Source organism: Micromonospora haikouensis, assembly GCF_900091595.1.
Lineage (GTDB): Bacteria > Actinomycetota > Actinomycetes > Mycobacteriales > Micromonosporaceae > Micromonospora > Micromonospora haikouensis.
Window position 1 is genome coordinate 125,094 of record NZ_FMCW01000008.1, and the last position, 18,844, is coordinate 143,937.

The following is an 18,844-nucleotide window of genomic DNA, read 5'->3' on the forward strand; positions in this document are numbered from 1 at the left end:
GCCGGGTGGGGATCGTGACGAGGAGGACCGACGTGACGCGCTCGATCAGGGGTTCCCGGCGGGCGGCCCTGCTGCTGTCCGGCGTGGCGGCGGCGACCGGCCTGCTGGCGACCGGCTGCGGCGCCGGCCAGGTGGCCGAGACCGCCAACAAGGAGCCGTCGGTCCAGGGCGTCAACATCCAGACCTCGGACAACGCCTACAAGGTGCGCGGGCTCTACGTGGAGTACCCGGGCGCCGGTGGCTACCAGGCCGGCGCGAACGCCGCCGTCAACGCGGTGCTCTACAACGACACGCAGAGCCCGGTGACGGTGACCGTCACCACGGACAGCGCGCGGGAGATCGTGATCAGCGGCGGCGCGTCCGCCTCGGCGAGCCCGTCGCCGTCGGCCAGCGAGTCGCCGTCGGAGAGCGCGTCACCGTCCGGGTCCGCGTCGCCGTCGGGTTCCGGGTCGGCCAGCCCGTCCGAGGGCGCGTCGCAGGACCCGTCCGCCTCGCCGAGCCCGTCGGCCCCGGCCGGGGAGCCGGCCCGGTTCGAGATCCCCGCCCTCGGCTACGTCCAGCTCAACGTGCAGGGTGGCCGGTCGCTCCAGCTCGTCGGCCTCAACCAGGCGCTGCTCGCCGGCCAGCAGGTCAACCTGACCTTCGACTTCGGCAACGGCAACACCGTCAGCACCCCGGCCCCGGTCGGCGTCCCGCTGACCCCGCTCCCGCAGCCGTCCCAGATCGTGCAGCGCGAGGGCGCGCACGGCGCGGAGGGCGGCACCGAGGGCTCCGGCCACGGCGGCTGACCGCCGACCGCTAACAGCGCGACCGCACCGCCGGCGTGGCACCCGCCACGCCGGCGGTGCTTCGTCGTACGGGGGGACTAACGTTCCGGTGTGACGACGCCCCGATCGACACCCTCCAGGGCGACCCCGCGCGGCCGGGCCGCCCGTGAGCCCCGCCCCGCCTACGAGTGCGACGCCTGCGGCCACCAGCCGCCCAAGTGGGTGGGGCGCTGCCCCGAGTGCGGCGAGTGGGGCTCGGTGGTCGAGTGCACGGTGACCGGCCCGACCGTCTCCGGGCGGGTGGTCAGCTCCCGGATGCCGGCCGAGCCGGCCCGGCCGATCGCCACCATCAGCGCCGCACCGGCCAAGGCCCGCCCCACCGGCGTGAGCGAGCTCGACCGGGTGCTCGGTGGCGGCCTGGTGCCCGGCGCGGTGGTCCTGCTCGCCGGCGAGCCGGGGGTCGGCAAGTCCACGTTGCTGCTCGACGTCGCCCAGCAGTGGGCGGCCACCGCCGGCAGCCCGTCGCTGGTGGTCAGCGGCGAGGAGTCGGTCAGCCAGGTGCGGCTGCGCGCCGAGCGGATGAACGCCCTGCACGACCAGCTCTGGCTGGCCGCCGAGAGCGACCTCGGCGCGGTCCTCGGCCACCTCGACGCGGTGAAGCCGGGGCTGCTGGTGCTCGACTCGGTGCAGACCATCTCCACCGCCGGCACCGAGGGGGTGCCCGGCGGGGTGACCCAGGTGCGGGCGGTCACGGCCGCCCTGGTCGCCGTGGCGAAGGAGCGGGGGGTCGCCACCGTCCTGGTCGGCCACGTCACCAAGGACGGCCAGGTGGCCGGGCCCCGGGTGCTGGAGCACCTGGTCGACGTGGTGCTGCACTTCGAGGGCGACAAGCACTCCTCGCTGCGGATGGTGCGCGGCGTGAAGAACCGGTTCGGCGCCGCCGACGAGGTCGGCTGCTTCGAGATGCACGAGGGCGGCATCAGCAGCCTCGCCGACCCGTCCGGGCTGTTCCTCACCCGCTACTCGGAGCCGGTGCCGGGCACCTGCGTCACCGTGGCGATGGAGGGGCGGCGGGCCCTGGTCACCGAGGTCCAGGCGCTGATCGGGGCGACCGTGGCGGGTTCGCCCCGGCGCACCGTGTCGGGTCTGGACGGCGCCCGGCTGGCGATGGTGCTGGCGGTGCTCCAGCGCCGCGCCGAGCGGCTGACCCTGCACGACCGGGAGGTCTTCGCGGCCACCGTCGGGGGCATCCGGGTGGTGGAGCCGGCCGCCGACCTGGCCGTGGCCCTCGCGGTCGCCTCCGGCGGCCTCAACCTCGCCATCAACCCCCACCTGGTGGCGATCGGCGAGGTGGGCCTCACCGGCGAGGTGCGCCGGGTCGGCGCGGTGCCCCGCCGGCTCGCCGAGGCGGCCCGGCTCGGCTTCCGGGTGGCCCTCGTGCCGCCGGGATGCGGCCCGGAGAGCGCCGGGGCGGGCCCCGAGAACATGCGCGTGATGGAGGTCACCGACGTGCGCTCGGCGCTCCAGTGTGCCGCCCGCGCATCGGCGGAGTGACCGACGGTGGCCGTCGGGTCGGACCGCCGGTGCGATTCCGGACAAGCGCGGCGGGCCTCCCGACGCGGTCGACAGGGGGCATCGTGACACATCACAGTAACCACGACAGCACCCACCGCACGCCAGTCCGTAGACTGTGCGCGTGCCGATCGACCGCGATGCCAGCAAAACCGCCGGCGCGACACCCCACGCCCGCACCGGTGCCGTGGGCTCGCCCGCCCGTCCGATCAGCGTCAGCGTGACCGGGAGTGTCGGCGGCGCGAGCGGTGATCCGCTGCGGGCCAATCTCGCCCTCATGGCCCCCGGCACCGCGCTGCGTGACGGCCTGGAGCGGATCCTGCGCGGCCGCACGGGCGCGCTGATCGTCCTAGGCTACGACAAGGTCGTCGAGGGGCTGTGCACCGGCGGCTTCCCGCTGGACGTGGAGTTCTCGGCGACCCGGGTGCGGGAGCTGTGCAAGATGGACGGCGCGGTGGTGCTGTCCAGCGACGGCACCCGCATCGTCCGGGCGGCGGTGCACCTGATGCCGGACCCGTCGATCCCGACCGAGGAGTCCGGCACCCGGCACCGCACCGCCGAGCGGGTGGCCCGGCAGACCGGCTACCCGGTCATCTCCGTCAGCCAGTCGATGCGGATCATCAGCCTCTACGTCAACGGCCAGCGGCACGTGCTGGACGACTCGGCGGCCATCCTGTCCCGGGCCAACCAGGCCCTGGCCACCCTGGAGCGCTACAAGCTGCGTCTCGACGAGGTTTCCGGCACCCTCTCCGCCCTGGAGATCGAGGACCTGGTGACGGTCCGGGACGCGGTGGCGGTGGTGCAGCGGCTGGAGATGGTCCGCCGGATCGCCGACGAGATCGCCGGCTACGTGGTGGAGCTCGGCACCGACGGTCGCCTCCTGGCGCTGCAGCTCGACGAGCTGATGGCAGGCGTGGACGCCGACCGCACCCTGGTCATCCGCGACTACCTGCCCGCCGGCCGCAAGTCCCGCACGCTCGACGAGGCGCTGGTCGAGCTGGACCTGCTGGGCGCCACCGAGCTGATCGATCTGGTCGCGGTGGCCAAGGCCATCGGCTACCCGGCCGCCTCCGACGCGCTGGACGCGGCGGTCAGCCCGCGCGGCTTCCGGCTGCTGGCGAAGGTCCCCCGGCTGCCGGTGGCCATCGTCGACCGGCTGGTGCTGCACTTCGGCAGCCTCCAGCGGCTGCTCGGGGCCACCGTGGAGGACCTGCAGGCCGTCGAGGGCGTCGGCGACGCCCGCGCCCGCGGCGTCCGGGAGGGGCTGTCCCGGCTCGCCGAGGCATCCATCCTCGAACGCTACGTCTGACGCGCCCGACGCCCGGCGGCAGCGGAACCGAGCCGCCGGGTGCCGGGCGTCGGAGCCGCCTCAGCGGCGGGGCGGGTCGTCAGCCGGTGATGGTGAGCTTCACCGGCGAGCTGAGCTTGGTGTCGAGCCGCCCGAAGACCTGGTACGCCCCGGCCGGCGGGAACGGGCCGTTGGCGAGCCCGTCCTTGCAACGGCTGGTGTCCCGCCCGTTCCAGTCCACCTGGTACGACCGCTCGAAGCCGGGCGTGAACGACTGCACGTCCGAGCCCTTGACGTTGCCGCAGGTGTCGGAGGACCAGACCTTCTCCGCGCCCGACTTGACGAACAGCTCCTGGAAGTCCGCGCCCACGTCGCGGCTGCAGGTGCGGTCCGACTTGTTTTTGATCTTGAGCTGGAGGCTGACCACGGTGCCCTGCTGCGCCGACGTCGGCAGCACCACCGGCGTCACCGAGATCTCCGCGTCGGTGCACGTCCCGGCGTCCGCACCGGGCCCGGCCGGAGCGCCGTCGCCGCCGGAGGGACCGCCGCTCGACCCGCCCTCGTCGCCCCCCGACGAGCCCGGGTCGCTGCCGGGGTCGTCCGACCCGCCGGGCGGCAGGCCGGTCTGCGGCGTCAGCACCGAGCCGCTCGGGTCGGGCACCGCCGACGGGTCGCCCGCACCCGGGGTCGCCGTCGGGGTCGGAGTCGACTTCGACTGCGGCGTGGTGCCGGTGTTGCCCGCGCCATTACAGGAATAGAGCAGGACAATCAGGAAGAGAAGGCCCGCTCCAAGTACGACGGCGCGACGCCGCCAGTACACGGCGGGTGGCAGGGGGCCGACCGTCAGACGCATGATGCCCCCACCGTAGCGGCGCGACGCGCCGTCGCCGGGCGCGACGCGCCGGAGCACCCTCGGCTCACCGTGACGACCCTCCACTCACGACAGCGACACCCCGCCGGGGACGGCGGTCCCGCCCGCGGCGGCACCCGGCCCGGCGGCGCCGGGACCGGTCACTGGTAGACCTTGCGCTGGTAGATCGCGTGCGCCCCGGCCACCCGGTCCAGGAAGAGCAGGCCGAGACAGTGGTCGATCTCGTGCTGCAGGGCGCGCGCCTCGAAGCCGTCGGTGACCAGCCGCACCGACGCCCCGGTGCCCGGCAGCAGCCCCTCGACGACCAGGCGGCTGGCCCGCTTGACGTCGCCGGTGAGGTCGGGCACCGACATGCAGCCCTCCCGGCCGCTCTTCCACCGGGCCGCCTCCACCACCCGGGCGTTGCACAGGACGAACGTGCCGTGCACGGTGAGCGCCTTCGGGTGACCGGTGACGTCCACCGCGAACACCTGCGCGCTCACGCCGACCTGCGGGGCGGCGAGGCCCACGCAACCCGGCGAGACCCGCATCGTGGCGATCAGGTCGGCGGCCAGGCGGACCACCTCGTCCGAGGTCGGATCCACCTCCGGCCCCGGCCGGCTGAGCACCGGGTCGGGGGCGGACACCACCGGGCGCACCTCCCCCGGCACCGGCAGCGCCGCCGGTGTCCAGCCGGCGAGGCCCGCGTACTCCGTCGTCACAGCAGGTCCGTGTCCGCCGGGCGGAGGCTGACCCCCACGCCCAACTCCGCCGCGGCCAGCGCCAACCGGCCGGCCACCTCGTCGAAGGTGCCCGGCGGCAGGTCGACCTCCGCGACCACCACGTAGAGGGAGCCGGTCAGCCGGGTGCTCAAATCGGTGACGTTGCCGCCCGCGTCGGTCAGCACCCGGGTCATCGCCGCGACGATGCCCATCCGGTCCGCGCCGTGCACCGCCAGCACGTACGGCTCACCGGTCGGCACGGCCGCGCCGTCGGGGGCGACCGCCCGTACGGTGGCCAGGAGCTGGCCGTCGGCGGCGAGCGGGGCCAACGCGGCCTCGACGTCGGCGGCGGCCGGGCCCACACAGATCAGGGTCATCGCGAAATGACCCCGCAGCCGGGTCATGGTGGAGTCGGTGAGGTTCGCGCCCAGCCGGGCGAGCACCTCGGCGACGTCGGCCACGATGCCGGGCCGGTCCCGGCCGATGACGGTGATCGCGAGCTCGCTCATCCGGGCATTCTGCCCGATCGGGGGGCGGCCTCCGCGTCGCCCCGCCCGGCCCGCCCAACCTGCGGGAAGGCGGCCCGTGACATGATCGACGACGCGATGTCCGAGCACACTTTCGCCACCCTCGTCAGCCGGTGGTACGAGCGCAACGCCCGCGATCTGCCGTGGCGGGTGCCCGGCGTGGGCTCGTGGGCGATCCTGGTCAGCGAGGTCATGCTCCAGCAGACGCCCGTGGTGCGGGTGCTGCCGGCGTACGAGGCGTGGCTGGCCCGCTGGCCCACGCCCGCCGCGCTCGCCGCCGACCCGCCCGCCGAGGCGATCCGGATGTGGGGAAGGCTGGGCTACCCGCGCCGGGCGATGCGGCTGCACGACTGCGCGGTGGCGATCGTCGAGCGGCACGGCGGCGCGGTGCCGGACCGGCTGGAGCAGCTGCTCGCCCTGCCGGGGGTCGGCACGTACACGGCGCGGGCGGTGGCCGCCTTCGCGTACGGGCAGCGGCACCCGGTGGTGGACACCAACGTGCGGCGGGTGGTGAGCCGGGCGGTCGCCGGGGAGCCGGACGCCGGCCCGGCCACCCGCCCCGCCGACCTGGTGGCCACCGAGGAACTGCTGCCGGCGGAGCCGGCCGAGGCCGCCCTGGCCAGCGCCGCGTTCATGGAGCTGGGGGCCGTCGTCTGCACCGCCCGGTCGCCCCGGTGCGCGGTCTGCCCGGTGGAGTCGATCTGCGCCTGGCGGGCCTCCGGCCAGGCGGCGCCGGCCGGCCCGACGCGGCGTCCCCAGCGGTACGCGGGCACGGACCGCCAGGTCCGCGGGCTGCTGCTGGCGGTGCTGCGGGAGTCCAGCGGCCCCGTGCCGCGCCAACGGCTGGACCAGGTCTGGACCGACGACGTGCAGCGCTCCCGGGCGCTGGCGGGGCTGGTCACCGACGGTCTGGTGGAACCGGCCGGTGGGGAGTCGTTCCGCCTCGCGGGTGACGGCCCGGCGATCCCGGCCCCGGCCCTGGACGCCTGACCCGCCCCGGGCCGGGTCCCGCCCAGCCGGGCCCGCCCGGGTCACGCCCAGCCCTCGACGGGGACGCCATGTCGGCGACATGGCGGTTTCCGCGCCTCCTGATGCCCCCACCTCCCCGGCATCCACCCAGGCAGGAACGGGCGACGGCCCGGCGGCTCTCGCCGCCGGGCCGTCGCCCGTTCTGTCGTCGTGCGCCTCGGCTCAGGCGGCCTCGGTGCCGCCCAGCTCGGCGGGCACGGCGTCGGGGACCTCGGCGGGTCGGTCCGAGCCGCGGAACACCAGCTTGGACTTGTCGATGTCCTCCGGGTCGCCCTCGCAGTCGACCACGACGATCTGGCCGGGAATCAACTCGTTGAACAGGATCCGCTCGGACAGGTTGTCCTCGATGTCGCGCTGGATCGTGCGCCGCAGCGGCCGCGCGCCCAGGACCGGGTCGAAGCCCTTCTTCGCCAGGTACTTCTTGGCGTTGTCGGTCAGCTCCAGCCCCATGTCCTTGTTGCGCAGCTGGGTCTCGATCCGGGCGATCATGATGTCCACGATCGAGAGGATCTCGGTCTGCCGCAGCTGGTGGAACACGATGGTGTCGTCGATCCGGTTGAGGAACTCCGGCCGGAAGTGCTGCTTCAGCTCGTCGTTGACCTTCTGCTTCATCCGGTCGTAGTTGGACTCCGAGTCCTCCGACGCCTGGAAGCCCAGCGAGACGGCCTTGGCGACGTCCCGGGTGCCGAGGTTGGTGGTCAGGATGATGACCGTGTTCTTGAAGTCCACGATCCGGCCCTGGCCGTCGGTCAGCCGCCCGTCCTCCAGAATCTGCAGGAGGGTGTTGAACACGTCCGGGTGGGCCTTCTCGATCTCGTCGAAGAGGACCACGGAGAACGGCCGACGCCGCACCTTCTCGGTCAGCTGCCCGCCCTCGTCGTACCCCACGTAGCCGGGAGGGGCACCGACGAGCCGGGACACCGTGTACCGGTCGTGGAACTCGGACATGTCGAGCTGGATGAGGGCGTCCTCGCTGCCGAACAGGAACTCCGCGAGCGCCTTGGACAGCTCGGTCTTACCCACGCCGGACGGGCCGGCGAAGATGAACGAGCCGGACGGGCGCTTCGGGTCCTTCAGGCCGGCCCGGGTGCGCCGGATGGCCTTCGAGACGGCCTTGACCGCGTCCTCCTGGCCGATGACGCGCTTGTGCAGCTCGTCCTCCATGCGCAGCAGGCGGGAGGTCTCCTCCTCGGTCAGCTTGTAGACCGGGATGCCGGTCCAGTTGCCCAGGACCTCGGCGATCTGCTCGTCGTCGACCTCGCTGACGACGTCGAGGTCGCCGGCCTTCCACTCCTTCTCCCGCTGCGCCTTCTGGCCCAGCAGCTGCTTCTCCTTGTCGCGGAGCTGCGCGGCGCGCTCGAAGTCCTGCGCGTCGATCGCGGACTCCTTGTCGCGGCGCACCTGCGCGATGCGCTCGTCGAAGTCCCGCAGGTCCGGCGGCGCGGTCATCCGGCGGATCCGCATCCGCGCGCCCGCCTCGTCGATCAGGTCGATCGCCTTGTCCGGCAGGAAGCGGTCGGAGATGTATCGATCGGCCAGGGTCGCGGCGGCCACGAGGGCGGCGTCGGTGATCGAGACGCGGTGGTGCGCCTCGTACCGGTCGCGCAGGCCCTTCAGGATCTCGATCGTGTGCGCCAGGGACGGCTCACCCACCTGGATCGGCTGGAACCGCCGCTCCAGGGCGGCGTCCTTCTCCAGGTGCTTGCGGTATTCGTCGAGCGTCGTGGCGCCGATGGTCTGCAGCTCGCCACGGGCCAGCATCGGCTTGAGGATCGACGCCGCGTCGATCGCGCCCTCCGCCGCGCCCGCGCCGACGAGGGTGTGAATCTCGTCGATGAACAGGATGATGTCGCCCCGGGTGCGGATCTCCTTGAGCACCTTCTTCAGGCGCTCCTCGAAGTCACCCCGGTAGCGGGAGCCGGCGACCAGCGCGCCCAGGTCGAGGGTGTAGAGCTGCTTGTCCTTCAGCGTCTCCGGGACCTCGCCCTTGATGATCTTCTGGGACAGGCCCTCCACGACGGCGGTCTTGCCGACGCCGGGCTCACCGATCAGCACCGGGTTGTTCTTGGTGCGGCGGGACAGCACCTGCATGACCCGCTCGATCTCCTTCTCCCGCCCGATGACCGGGTCGAGCTTGCCCTCGCGGGCAGCCTGGGTCAGGTTCCGACCGAACTGGTCCAGCACCAGGCTGGTCGACGGCGCGGCCTCGCCCGTCGTCGTGCCGGCCGCCGCGGGCTCCTTGCCCTGGTAGCCGGAGAGGAGCTGGATCACCTGCTGGCGGACCCGGTTGAGGTCGGCCCCGAGCTTCACCAGGACCTGGGCGGCGACGCCCTCGCCCTCGCGGATCAGGCCGAGCAGGATGTGCTCCGTGCCGATGTAGTTGTGGCCGAGCTGCAGCGCCTCGCGCAGCGACAGCTCCAGGACCTTCTTCGCCCGCGGCGTGAACGGGATGTGCCCGCTCGGCGCCTGCTGGCCCTGACCGATGATCTCCTCGACCTGCTGACGCACACCCTCCAGCGAGATCCCCAGACTCTCCAGGGCCTTCGCCGCGACACCCTCACCCTCGTGGATCAGGCCCAGCAGGATGTGCTCCGTACCGATGTAGTTGTGGTTGAGCATCCGGGCCTCTTCCTGGGCCAGGACGACAACCCGTCGCGCTCGGTCGGTGAACCGCTCGAACATGCCCTCGTGCTCCTCACGTGCCGTGCGCCTTGATGGTCAGATCTCGGCGGGGCCGGTGCGCGGACGTCCGGGACGGGCGTCCTTGCCTCATTACTCTATCGCCGCGGACCGACTCCGCTGAGGTCGTGTGTCCTCCACGGGGGTCCGGTACGCGTCGTTTTAGCCAACCGTCCGCGCTCAGGGCGTGTTCCGGGGTCTCCGCGTGTACGCGCAGAGCGAAATTCGGACGGCCGGTGGGACCCGGCTGCGGGCCTCCCCGCGGGCCCGCAGCCGCCCTCCGGCGACCCGGGTCGGGCGGCGGTTCGGCCGGGCCGACGAGCGGACCAGGCCGACGGCCGGTTGTCCACAGGCTGTGGACGAGTTTTCCACCGGTTGTGGGACAACGCCGCGGCGAACCGGGTTCTTCCCGGCGGGTGACACGGCGACGCCGGCCCGGAGGTGTGCTCCGGTCCGGCGTCGGTGTCGCCCGTGTCGGGGATGTCCCGCCGAGGGCCTTGTCGCACCCGGCGACTGCGGCGGTCACCCGGGACCGCCTCGGCGCTCAGCGCTTCGCGTGGAACTCGTCGACGATCTCCTGGGGGATGCGCCCCCGGTCGGAGATCTCCTTGCCCTCCCGCTTGGCCCACGCCCGGATCGCCTTGTTCTGCTCACGGTCGGCGGTGGCGCCGCCCCGGCCGCGCGCAGCCCGCCCGCCGACCACCACGCCGCCCCGGCCCACCTTGGTGCCGTTGGCGACGTAGGGCGAGAAAACCTCCCGCAATTTCTCGGCGTTCGTGGCGGACAGGTCGATCTCGTACTGAACCCCGTCGAGCGCGAACTTGACGGTCTCGTCAGCGTCCCCGCCGTCCAGGTCATCGACCAGCTTGTGAATGATCTGCTTGGCCACGTCCCACATTCCTTTCGAGCAGGGTGATCCTGCAAACTGAGAGCACAATAACCCGCCCGATGCTTGCCTCGTCAATAGGATGCGGTAACTGCCCCTAGCGGTGTGGCCGGTCGGCTACTCCGCGCGGACCAACGGGAAGAGGATGGTTTCCCGAATTCCCAGGCCCGTCAGCGCCATCAACAGCCGGTCGATTCCCATTCCCATGCCGCCGGCCGGGGGCATTCCGTACTCCATGGCCCGGAGAAAGTCCTCGTCGAGCCGCATGGCCTCGTCGTCGCCGCGCGCCGCGAGCTGGGCCTGGGCGACGAGCCGCTCCCGCTGCACGACCGGGTCGACCAGCTCCGAGTACGCGGTGCCCAGCTCGAACCCGAGGACGTAGAGGTCCCACTTCTCGGCCAGCCCCGGCTCGCTGCGGTGGGCCCGGGTCAGCGGGCTGGTCTCCTCCGGGTAGTCCCGCACGAACGTCGGCGCCTGGAGCCCCGGCACGACCAGTTCCTCGAACAGCTCCTCGGCGAGCTTGCCCGGCCCCCACTTCGGGTCGACGGCCAGGCCGACCTTGTCGGCGTACTCGACGAGGCGGGCCCGCTCGGTGCGGACGGTGACCTCTTCGCCGAGCGCCTCCGAAAGCACCCCGAAGAGGGTCACGGAGCGCCACTCGCCGCCCAGATCGAACTCGCGGCCATCCGCGTGCGTCACCACGGTCGAGCCGCCGACCGCGATCGCGGCCTCCTGCACCAGATTACGGGTCAGCGACGCCATCGTGTCGTAGTCGCCGTACGCCTCGTAGGCCTCCAGCATCGCGAACTCGGGCGAGTGCGAAGAGTCGACGCCCTCATTACGGAAGTTACGGTTGATCTCGAACACCCGATCGACCCCGCCGACCACGGCGCGCTTGAGAAACAGTTCCGGCGCGATTCGCAGATACAGATCGGTGCTCAACGCATTGCTGTGGGTCACGAATGGCCGGGCCGCTGCGCCGCCGTGCAGCAACTGGAGCATCGGCGTCTCCACCTCGACGAAGCCCTGCCCGTGGAGGCAGTCGCGCAGGCTCCGCACGGCAGCGGCCCGCGTACGCACCATCTGCCGCGCCTGCGGGCGGACGATCAGGTCGACGTAGCGCTGGCGGACCCGGGCCTCCTCGCTGAGCGGCTTGTGCGCCACCGGCAGCGGGCGCAGCGCCTTCGCGGTGATCGCCCACTGCTCGGCCAGCACCGACAGCTCGCCGCGCCGGCTGGTGATCACCTCGCCGGTCACCCCGACGTGGTCGCCCAGGTCGACGAGGCGCTTCCAGTCGTCCAGCCGCTCCGCCCCCACCCGGTCGAGGGAGAGCATCGCCTGGAGTTCGGTGCCGTCGCCGTCCCGCAACGTCGCGAAGCAGAGCTTGCCGGTGTTCCGTACGAAGATCACCCGGCCGGTGACCGAGACCCGGTCGCCCGTGGCGGTGTCGGTGGGCAGGTCGGCATACCTCGCGCGGACCTCGGCCAGGGTGTCGGTCCGGGCGAACCCGACGGGGTACGGCTCGACGCCCTCGGCGAGCATCCGGTCCCGCTTCTCCCGGCGGACCTTCATCTGCTCCGGAAGGTCGTCGGCGGGGTCGACTGGCACGGCGTTCTGCTCGGTCACGGCACGCTTCCCTAGCTAAGGAGTTTCGGCGGGGTCAGGGCCGAGCGTACTCAAGGGCTCTGGCGGCCGTTGCGGGATAACCTCCCGCCATGACCGACCCCACGGCGGCCGGGTCGTCCGGCACGGCCGCCGCCCCATCGGGTACGGGGTGAGAGGGGTGCCCTTCTCTACCGAAAGCGTTAACAGGGGGCCCTTCCTTGCACCTCACACGTTGCGGTCGTAGACCATGCGCAGGCCGATGAGGGTGATCATCGGCTCGTGGTGGGTGATGGTGCGGCACTCGCCGATCACCACCGACGCCAGCCCGCCGGTGGCGATCACCGCCCGCACCTCGCCCAGCTCCTCGGTCATCCGCTCGACGATCCGGTCCACCTGCCCGGCGAAGCCGAAGTAGAGCCCCGACTGGAGACACTCGACGGTGTTCTTGCCGATCACCGAGCGGGGCTTGGCCGCCTCCACCTTGCGCAGCTGGGCGGCGCGGGCCGCGAGCGCGTCGAAGGAGATCTCGATGCCGGGGGCGAACGCGCCGCCGAGGAACTCGCCCCGGCCGCTGATCACGTCGAAGTTGGTGGTGGTGCCGAAGTCGACCACGATCGACGGCCCGCCGAACAGGGTGTACGCCGCGAGCGTGTTGACCACCCGGTCGGAGCCGACCTCCTTCGGGTTGTCGATCGCCAGTTGCACCCCGGTGCGTACCCCCGGCTCGACGATGACGCTCGGCAGGTCGGCGTAGTAGCGGGCGAGCATGGTCCGCAGCGACCGCAGCGCGGCCGGCACCGTCGAGCAGGCGGCCACCCCGGTGATCTCCACGGCGTCACCGGCGAGCAGCCCCCGGAACATCAGCCCGAGCTCGTCCGCCGTGGAGCGGGCGTCGGTCTTGATCCGCCAGGAGTGCACCAGCTTGTCGCCGTCGAAGGTCGCCAGCACGGTGTTGGTGTTTCCGATGTCGATGCAGAGCAGCACGCACGCAGCCTAGTCCGGGCGGGCAGGCGGGCCTGGGTCATCCCCGGGCGCGGGCCCAGGTCAGGAAGCGGTCGGTCAGGTCGGCGGGCGGGGTCGTCGGGGTCAGCTCCGTGAGGTGCGTGGTGGCCTCCTCCTTGAGCACCGCCAGGTAGATGAGCAGGGCGATGCGGTTGCCTCGGTACTCGGTGAGCAGCGACAGCCGGGCGGGGCCGCATGGCCACGGGTGGCCGCAGCGGCGGCGCAGCCAGACGGGGCGGATCGGCAGGTGTGGGTGGGGGCGTGCCATCAGCGGAACCTCAGTGCGACGGCGCGGGCCTCGTCGTCGGTCATCGGCAGGAACCACAGGAACCGTTTCACGATCTGCGGCGGGGTTGGGCCGTGCGGGTGGCCCCGAAGGTCGCGGATCGCCTGTCGCAGGAACAGCGTGAAGCCCGCCAGCAGCGCGCCGCGTAGGTGGTTGTCCATCGGCAGGTTCCGCCATTGCGGGCAGGGAAACGGTTCGCCGTCGACCTCGCACAGCCAGTCGGGGCCCTCGGCGCGGTGCAGTTCCAGCGCCAGCGGAACGGGAGCCGGTCTCACCACCGGCCCCCGTTGCCGCGCATCGCCTGCGCCGGGGTGCGCAGCTCGCCGGCCAAGCCCCAGATGACCTCGGTGGCGATCTCGTTGCGGGGAAACCGGTGCGGCGGGGTCATCGGGCCGATCAGTGGCGGGTCGTACGGCACAGGGTCCGCAGGGCCCGGGGCGGGCACGGGGGTTGCCGGCTTCGGTCGCTGCCTCTGCGGTCGGTCCTTCGTGAACCGGTCCCGCCAGGTGGCGGGTCGGGCGTGCCGAGAGTTCCGGGCGCGGTGTCGGCCTCGGTCGGGCATGGCGCTGTCCCCTCATGCGTCGAGATTGGGAAGGGGCCGCCCGCTCGGGTGATGTTGGAAGGACCCGGGCGGCCCCCTCGACGAACGCGACCGCCGGGCTTTGCCTCCACCGGCCGCGCCGTCTGGTGACACTCTGGTATGGAGGTCGTTACCCTCGGAAGGTCGTCGGGGCGTCCGGGCTGCGCTGGCCGATCGGGGCTCCGTCCCGTGGTGCCGTGATTAGTTGATCTCGAATCTGGGAGGCTCTGTGTGAGCGACGTGCCAGGTCCCTTCGCGGACTTCATCGTGAGCGAGATCCGCCGCGCGCGAGGCGCGGCTGGCATGACGCAAGAGGCGTTCGGGCGCGGGGCGGGCTTCAGCGCGTCGCACGTGAGCGCGGTCGAGAGCGGCGCCCGAGCGCTGACCATGGACTTCATCCGTGGCGCGGACCGGGCGCTCAGTACCGGCGGACTCTTCGAGCGCCTCGTGACGAAGCTTGGAGCGCCATCGTGGTTCCTGCCCTGGCTGGACGCGGAGCGCAGCGCGACGCAGCTCCGCTACTTCGAGCCGAACCTGATTCCGGGGATCCTGCAAACCGAGGTGTACGCCCGCGCCGTGCTGCGGCTTGACCCGAAGTTGACGGACGACGAGGTAGACAGACGCGTGGCGGCGCGCATCCAGCGGCAGGCGATCCTGTCCCGCGAGGCCCCACCGCAGGTCGTCGTAGTCATGGACGAAGGCGCGGTCCGACGTGCCGGTGAGGGCTCCGAGAAATTGATGGGTGAGCAGCTACAACACCTTGTAGCCTGCGCAGAGCGGCCGAACATCAGTGTCCACGTCGTTCCGGCGGATGTGGGCCTTCACGCTGGCCTGTCTGGTCCCCTGTCGCTGGCGCACCTGCTGGATGGCAGTTGGGTGGGTCACCTGGAGAGCCAGCTCGGCGGCGATGTCGTAAACCGCCCGGCAGACCTCGATACACTCTTCGAGCGGTGGGAGGGCGTCCGTAACGAGGCGCTGTCGCGGCGGCAGTCCCTGGACCTGATAAAGGAAGTAGCGAACCAATGGACCTAACTGGTGCGCAATGGAGGAAGTCCACACGCAGCGGCACTAGCGGCGGCAACTGCGTCGAGGTCGCCGACAACCTTTCCGACGTTGTGCTGGTCCGAGACACCAAGGACCGTGACGGCGGCACGCTGGCGTTCGCCCCGGCCGCATGGCGTGGCTTCGTGGCGCTGGCGAAGGAGATCCGCCCCGTCGGCTGATCCCGGCTCGCGATCACAGGCCCCCGACGAAACACCGGGGGCCTGTCTCGTACGGGCGGGCCCAACGGCCTAGACGCCGCGTGGAGCGGGGTCCCGCAGGTCCAGCGCGACGTCCAGGATCGGCGAGGAGTGCGTCAGCGCGCCGACCGAGAGGTAGTCCACGCCGGTCGCCCCGTACTCCGCCACGACGTCGAGGGTCAGCCCGCCGGTCGCCTCCAGCTCCGCCCGGTCCCCCACCGCGGCCACCACCTCGCGCAGCGTCGCCGGGGTCATGTTGTCCAGCAGCAGGAAGTCGGCACCCGCCTCGACGGCCTCCAGCGCCTCGGCGAGGGTGTCCACCTCCACCTGCACCGCCACGCCGGGGAAGACCTCCCGGACCCGGCGGTAGGCCGCCGCGACGCCGCCGGCCGCGAACTTGTGGTTGTCCTTGATCATGGCGACGTCGTACAGGCCCATCCGCTTGTTGGTGCCGCCGCCGGCCCGCACCGCGTACTTCTCCAGCGCCCGCAGGCCCGGGGTCGTCTTGCGGGTGTCCAGCACCGTCGCCTTCGTGCCGGCCAGCGCGTCCGCCCAGGCCCGGGTGTGGGTGGCCACCCCGGACATCCGGCAGAGCAGGTTGAGCGCCGTGCGCTCGGCGGTGAGCAGCAGCCGGGTCGGCCCGGCCACCGTGGCCAGCACGTCGCCGCGCGACACCCGCTGCCCGTCGTGGGCCACGACCGACACCTCGACGGTACGGCCACCGCCCGCCTTCGCGCCGGCAGCCGGCCCGGCCGGGAAGCCGGTCACCTCGGCGGCCAGCTCGAACGCGGCGGCCGCCACGGCCAGCCCCGCGACCACCCCGTCGGCGCGGGCGACCAGGTCGGCCGTGTCGGTCTGGGTCGCCGGGATCGTGGCGACGCTGGTGACGTCGAGGAAGTCCGGGCCGAGGTCCTCGGCGAACGCGGTGACGAGCACCCGCCGTACCTCGGCCGGATCCAGCCCGGTCGCCCGCAGCGCCTGCTCCGTCGTGTCCCTCATCGCTCTCCAGCCTCCCAGCGAGACGTCAGCCTGCCCTGCGCCCCGACCTCGGCGACCAGGTGGCCCCGCCACCGCTCGTCCGCCGTCGGGTGGTCCTCCCGCCAGTGGCAACCCCGGGTCTCCTGGCGGGCGTACGCGGCGGCGACCAGCGCCGACGCCACCGTGATCAGGTTCGTGGCCTCCCAGTCGGCGGTGCGCGGGGTGCCCCGGCCGGAACCCAGCTCGCCCAGCTCCGTGGCCGTGGCGGCGAGCGTGCCCGCCGAACGCAGCACACCGGCGCCCCGGGTCATCGCCCGCTGCAGCGCGGACGTCCCCTCGGCGGGCACCACCCAGCCGCCCCCGCCGGCCCACGCGCCGCCCTCGGCGGGCCGGGCCTGCTCGGGCAGGCCGGCGGCGATGTCCTCGGCGATCCGGCGGGAGAACACCAGCCCCTCCAGCAGCGAGTTGCTGGCCAGCCGGTTCGCGCCGTGCACGCCCGTGCAGGCCACCTCGCCGCAGGCGTACAGGCCGGGGATGGAGGTGCGGCCGCGCAGGTCCGTGCGGACGCCGCCCGAGGCGTAGTGGGCGGCCGGGGCGACCGGGATCAGGTCGGTGGCCGGGTCGACGCCGATGGCCAGGCAGGAGGCGACGATGGTCGGGAAGCGCCCGGCCAGGAAGTCGCCGCCGAGGTGTCGGGCGTCGAGGTAGACGTGGTCGGCGCCGGTGGCCAGCATGACCCGGTGGATGCCCTTGGCCACCACGTCCCGGGGGGCCAGCTCCGCCAGCTCGTGCTGGCCGACCATGAACCGCTTGCCGTCGCCGTCGACGAGGTGCGCGCCCTCGCCGCGCAGCGCCTCGGAGACCAGCGGCTGCTGCGCCCGGCCGGCCCCCGGCACGCCGGCGCCGGCCGGGGTGATCAGCGCCGTGGGGTGGAACTGGACGAACTCCACGTCGGTGACCGCCGCGCCGGCCCGCATGGCCAGCGCCACGCCGTCGCCGGTGGAGACGGCCGGATTGGTGGTGGCGGAGAAGACCTGCCCCATCCCGCCGGTGGCGAGCACCACCGCGCGGGCCAGCAGCGCGCCGACGCCGTCCTCGCTGCCCTCGCCGAGCACGTGCAGGGTGATCCCGCAGACCGGGCCGAGCCCGCCGGGCCCGTCGCCGGGGGCGCGCAGCAGGTCGAGCACGAGGGCGTGCTCGACCAGCCGGATCCACGGGTCGCGGCGGACCGCCGCGTGCAGGGCCCGCTGCACCTCCGCGCCGGTGGCGTCCCCGCCGGCGTGCACGATCCGGTCGGCCCGGTGCCCGCCCTCCCGGGTGAGCATGAGCGAGCCGTCGGGGTGGCGGTCGAACTCCGCGCCGATGCGCATCAGCTCCCGCAGCCGGGTCGGCCCCTCCTCCACCAGCACCCGCACGGCGGCGGGATCGCACAGCCCCACCCCGGCGACCTCGGTGTCGAAGGCGTGCGCGGACGGGGTGTCCGCCGGGTCGAGCACGGCGGCGATGCCGCCCTGGGCCCAGCGGGTCGAGCCGTCGTCAATGTTGACCTTGGTGACCACGGTGACGTGCAGGCCGGCCTCGCGCAGGTGCAGCGCGGCGGTCAGCCCGGCCACCCCGGAGCCGACCACGATCACGTCGGTGGTCTCCACCCAACCGGGCGCGGGCGCGGCCAGCAGCGTCGGCAGGACGGGCAGGTCGACGGTCGGTAGGTCCATGAGCACAGTCAACCCGAACGCCGTTCACCTCGGGCGGCGGGGGCGGGACGAGTGGTTTGGGCTACCCCGGGCCGCCGGCGTGCCCTGCGTCCGGGTCGGGCGGGGCGGCGGTCACTTCGTCCGGACCGGGAGGCCGGCCGGGCCCGCGCCCTTCAGGGAGGCGGTCACCGTGCGGTCGCTGAGCCACAGGTAGCAGCGGACCCCCCGGTCGCCGACCCGCCAGCGCCCCGCGCTCGGCGGGCGCACCACCAGGCCGCTGCGGTAGCGCAGGTCGTCGTCGTCCGGCACCCCCACGTACCGGGCCAGGACGGTGCGGCAGCCGGTGTAGAAGGGAAGCCAGTCGGCGTCCCGGGCCGGGTACGGCTTGTCCGGCGCCTTCCACACCCCGACGAACTCGGCGTCGTGCCGGGTGGCGCACTCGACCGGCTTCAGCACCTGCGCGCCGCGCCGCCCGACGTTCTCGCTACGCTGGCAGCCCAGCCGCAGCGGGGAGGGCCCCTTCAGGGCATCCCGCAGGCTGCCGGTGCGGGTGACCGGCGTCGCGCCCGCCTCTGCGGTGCTGACCTCGGTCAGGTCGCAGCGGTACCAGCGGGCCCCGGACGTCCAGCCCGTCTTCGACGGCACCGCCACGGCCAGCCGGAGCCGGCCGGCCCGCCAGTCGTCCCCCACGTACGCGGTGGCCTTCGTGTCGCAGTCGGCGAACGGGGCGCGCAGCTCGGGCGAGCCGCTGCCGGGCGGGGCGGGACGCTCGGCCGGGAACGCGCCGACGTGCACGGTCTCCACCCGGTGCGGGAGCGCGCAGTCGACCGGCGCGTACGCCGACAGGGGCAGCACGTCGACGAAGTCGGCGACCTGGCAGACCTCGGCGGCCGGGGTGAACGGGCCCGCCGGCCCCGGGGCGGCCCAGTCGTCGGTGAGGTCGCCGTCGAGGCCCGCCGGGCCCCCACAGCCGGCCAGCACGACCGCCGTCACCAGGGCGGCGCACACGCTCGTCAACGCACGACGCATCGGGCCTCCCCAACCACCAGCTCGCGACGGGACCCAAGAGTATCCAGGGATGACCATCGGTGACATACCGCGTACGGGCAGACATCCGCGTCGACCGCGGGGGTCGACC

The 18,844-nt window shown here is 73.1% G+C and carries 18 protein-coding genes; 6 read left to right on the forward strand and 12 right to left on the reverse strand.

Annotation, left to right across the window (positions count from 1 at the left end; translation table 11 throughout):
• Window positions 1-32: 32 nt before the first annotated feature.
• The 3 genes from GA0070558_RS10260 to disA all read left to right on the forward strand — a co-directional run bounded on the left by GA0070558_RS10260 (window position 33) and on the right by disA (window position 3,648).
• Window positions 33-788 (forward strand): copper chaperone PCu(A)C, encoded by a 756-nt coding sequence (locus tag GA0070558_RS10260; protein ID WP_091278159.1) that lies wholly within the window; start codon window positions 33-35, stop codon window positions 786-788.
• Window positions 789-878: 90 nt separating this feature from the next.
• Window positions 879-2,321 (forward strand): DNA repair protein RadA, encoded by a 1,443-nt coding sequence (radA, locus tag GA0070558_RS10265; RefSeq protein ID WP_043965049.1) that lies wholly within the window; start codon window positions 879-881, stop codon window positions 2,319-2,321.
• Window positions 2,322-2,463: 142 nt separating this feature from the next.
• Entirely contained in the window at window positions 2,464-3,648 is a 1,185-nt protein-coding gene (disA, locus tag GA0070558_RS10270) for a DNA integrity scanning diadenylate cyclase DisA (RefSeq protein WP_074472796.1), read from the forward strand.
• Between the two features lie 79 nt (window positions 3,649-3,727).
• Here disA and GA0070558_RS10275 read toward each other — a convergent pair whose 3' ends face one another.
• The 3 genes from GA0070558_RS10275 to GA0070558_RS10285 form a co-directional block, all read right to left on the reverse strand.
• Complete coding sequence (locus tag GA0070558_RS10275) at window positions 3,728-4,480, reverse strand: hypothetical protein (RefSeq protein WP_043966398.1); 753 nt, start codon at window positions 4,478-4,480, stop codon at window positions 3,728-3,730.
• Window positions 4,481-4,638: 158 nt separating this feature from the next.
• Window positions 4,639-5,199 (reverse strand): peptide deformylase, encoded by a 561-nt coding sequence (locus GA0070558_RS10280; protein WP_091277993.1) that lies wholly within the window; start codon window positions 5,197-5,199, stop codon window positions 4,639-4,641.
• The gene (locus GA0070558_RS10285) at window positions 5,196-5,708 is read right to left on the reverse strand and encodes a glycine cleavage system transcriptional repressor (protein WP_091277995.1); all 513 of its coding nucleotides are present in this window, start codon (window positions 5,706-5,708) and stop codon (window positions 5,196-5,198) included. The genes GA0070558_RS10280 and GA0070558_RS10285 overlap by 4 nt, the downstream gene beginning before the upstream one ends.
• Before the next feature lie 96 nt (window positions 5,709-5,804).
• Between GA0070558_RS10285 and GA0070558_RS10290 the strand changes: the two genes are divergently transcribed.
• Window positions 5,805-6,716 carry an iron-sulfur binding domain-containing protein gene (locus GA0070558_RS10290; protein ID WP_091278161.1) on the forward strand — a complete coding sequence of 304 codons (912 nt, stop codon included), beginning with the start codon at window positions 5,805-5,807 and terminating at the stop codon, window positions 6,714-6,716.
• Between the two features lie 201 nt (window positions 6,717-6,917).
• Here the strand turns inward: GA0070558_RS10290 and GA0070558_RS10295 are convergent, their stop codons facing one another.
• The 6 genes from GA0070558_RS10295 to GA0070558_RS10320 form a co-directional block, all read right to left on the reverse strand.
• Window positions 6,918-9,437 (reverse strand): ATP-dependent Clp protease ATP-binding subunit, encoded by a 2,520-nt coding sequence (locus GA0070558_RS10295; protein ID WP_077938041.1) that lies wholly within the window; start codon window positions 9,435-9,437, stop codon window positions 6,918-6,920.
• Between the two features lie 541 nt (window positions 9,438-9,978).
• Window positions 9,979-10,323 carry a histone-like nucleoid-structuring protein Lsr2 gene (locus GA0070558_RS10300; protein WP_198956599.1) on the reverse strand — a complete coding sequence of 115 codons (345 nt, stop codon included), beginning with the start codon at window positions 10,321-10,323 and terminating at the stop codon, window positions 9,979-9,981.
• A 114-nt stretch (window positions 10,324-10,437) separates the two neighbouring features.
• Complete coding sequence (gene lysS / locus GA0070558_RS10305; protein ID WP_043965039.1) at window positions 10,438-11,946, reverse strand: lysine--tRNA ligase; 1,509 nt, start codon at window positions 11,944-11,946, stop codon at window positions 10,438-10,440.
• A 204-nt stretch (window positions 11,947-12,150) separates the two neighbouring features.
• Window positions 12,151-12,909, reverse strand: a complete 759-nt coding sequence (locus GA0070558_RS10310; protein ID WP_043965037.1) for a type III pantothenate kinase — start codon at window positions 12,907-12,909, stop codon at window positions 12,151-12,153.
• Between the two features lie 37 nt (window positions 12,910-12,946).
• The gene (locus tag GA0070558_RS10315) at window positions 12,947-13,195 is read right to left on the reverse strand and encodes a flavin reductase (protein ID WP_176734166.1); all 249 of its coding nucleotides are present in this window, start codon (window positions 13,193-13,195) and stop codon (window positions 12,947-12,949) included.
• Window positions 13,195-13,488 (reverse strand): hypothetical protein, encoded by a 294-nt coding sequence (locus GA0070558_RS10320; protein WP_256091858.1) that lies wholly within the window; start codon window positions 13,486-13,488, stop codon window positions 13,195-13,197. The genes GA0070558_RS10315 and GA0070558_RS10320 overlap by 1 nt, the downstream gene beginning before the upstream one ends.
• 536 nt (window positions 13,489-14,024) lie before the next feature.
• Here GA0070558_RS10320 and GA0070558_RS10325 point away from each other — a divergent pair.
• The gene (locus tag GA0070558_RS10325; protein ID WP_091278002.1) at window positions 14,025-14,825 is read left to right on the forward strand and encodes a helix-turn-helix domain-containing protein; all 801 of its coding nucleotides are present in this window, start codon (window positions 14,025-14,027) and stop codon (window positions 14,823-14,825) included.
• Window positions 14,816-15,016: a DUF397 domain-containing protein gene (locus GA0070558_RS10330; protein WP_091278004.1), complete on the forward strand. Its 201-nt coding sequence runs from the start codon at window positions 14,816-14,818 to the stop codon at window positions 15,014-15,016. The genes GA0070558_RS10325 and GA0070558_RS10330 overlap by 10 nt, the downstream gene beginning before the upstream one ends.
• Before the next feature lie 69 nt (window positions 15,017-15,085).
• On the opposite strand, the gene nadC is transcribed toward GA0070558_RS10330, so the two are convergent.
• The 3 genes from nadC to GA0070558_RS10345 form a co-directional block, all read right to left on the reverse strand.
• A complete protein-coding gene (nadC, locus tag GA0070558_RS10335) occupies window positions 15,086-16,033 on the reverse strand; it encodes a carboxylating nicotinate-nucleotide diphosphorylase (protein WP_091278006.1) in 948 nt (315 codons plus the stop codon).
• Complete coding sequence (locus tag GA0070558_RS10340; RefSeq protein ID WP_091278008.1) at window positions 16,030-17,727, reverse strand: L-aspartate oxidase; 1,698 nt, start codon at window positions 17,725-17,727, stop codon at window positions 16,030-16,032. Before GA0070558_RS10340 ends, nadC begins: the two co-directional genes overlap by 4 nt.
• A 111-nt stretch (window positions 17,728-17,838) precedes the next feature.
• Window positions 17,839-18,735, reverse strand: coding sequence for a septum formation family protein (locus GA0070558_RS10345; protein ID WP_091278010.1), 897 nt, complete (start codon window positions 18,733-18,735; stop codon window positions 17,839-17,841).
• Window positions 18,736-18,844 lie beyond the last annotated feature (109 nt).

Bases quoted from the DNA above. Each gene is read 5' to 3' on its own strand.
- GA0070558_RS10295 (WP_077938041.1), bottom strand. From the start codon at position 9,437: ATGTTCGAGCGGTTCACCGACCGAGCGCGACGGGTTGTCGTCCTGGCC.
- GA0070558_RS10345 (WP_091278010.1), bottom strand. From the start codon at position 18,735: ATGCGTCGTGCGTTGACGAGCGTGTGCGCCGCCCTGGTGACGGCGGTC.
- GA0070558_RS10340 (WP_091278008.1), bottom strand. From the start codon at position 17,727: ATGGACCTACCGACCGTCGACCTGCCCGTCCTGCCGACGCTGCTGGCC.
- GA0070558_RS10290 (WP_091278161.1), top strand. From the start codon at position 5,805: ATGTCCGAGCACACTTTCGCCACCCTCGTCAGCCGGTGGTACGAGCGC.
- GA0070558_RS10315 (WP_176734166.1), bottom strand. From the start codon at position 13,195: ATGGCACGCCCCCACCCACACCTGCCGATCCGCCCCGTCTGGCTGCGC.
- GA0070558_RS10275 (WP_043966398.1), bottom strand. From the start codon at position 4,480: ATGCGTCTGACGGTCGGCCCCCTGCCACCCGCCGTGTACTGGCGGCGT.
- nadC (WP_091278006.1), bottom strand. From the start codon at position 16,033: ATGAGGGACACGACGGAGCAGGCGCTGCGGGCGACCGGGCTGGATCCG.
- GA0070558_RS10285 (WP_091277995.1), bottom strand. From the start codon at position 5,708: ATGAGCGAGCTCGCGATCACCGTCATCGGCCGGGACCGGCCCGGCATC.
- GA0070558_RS10330 (WP_091278004.1), top strand. From the start codon at position 14,816: ATGGACCTAACTGGTGCGCAATGGAGGAAGTCCACACGCAGCGGCACT.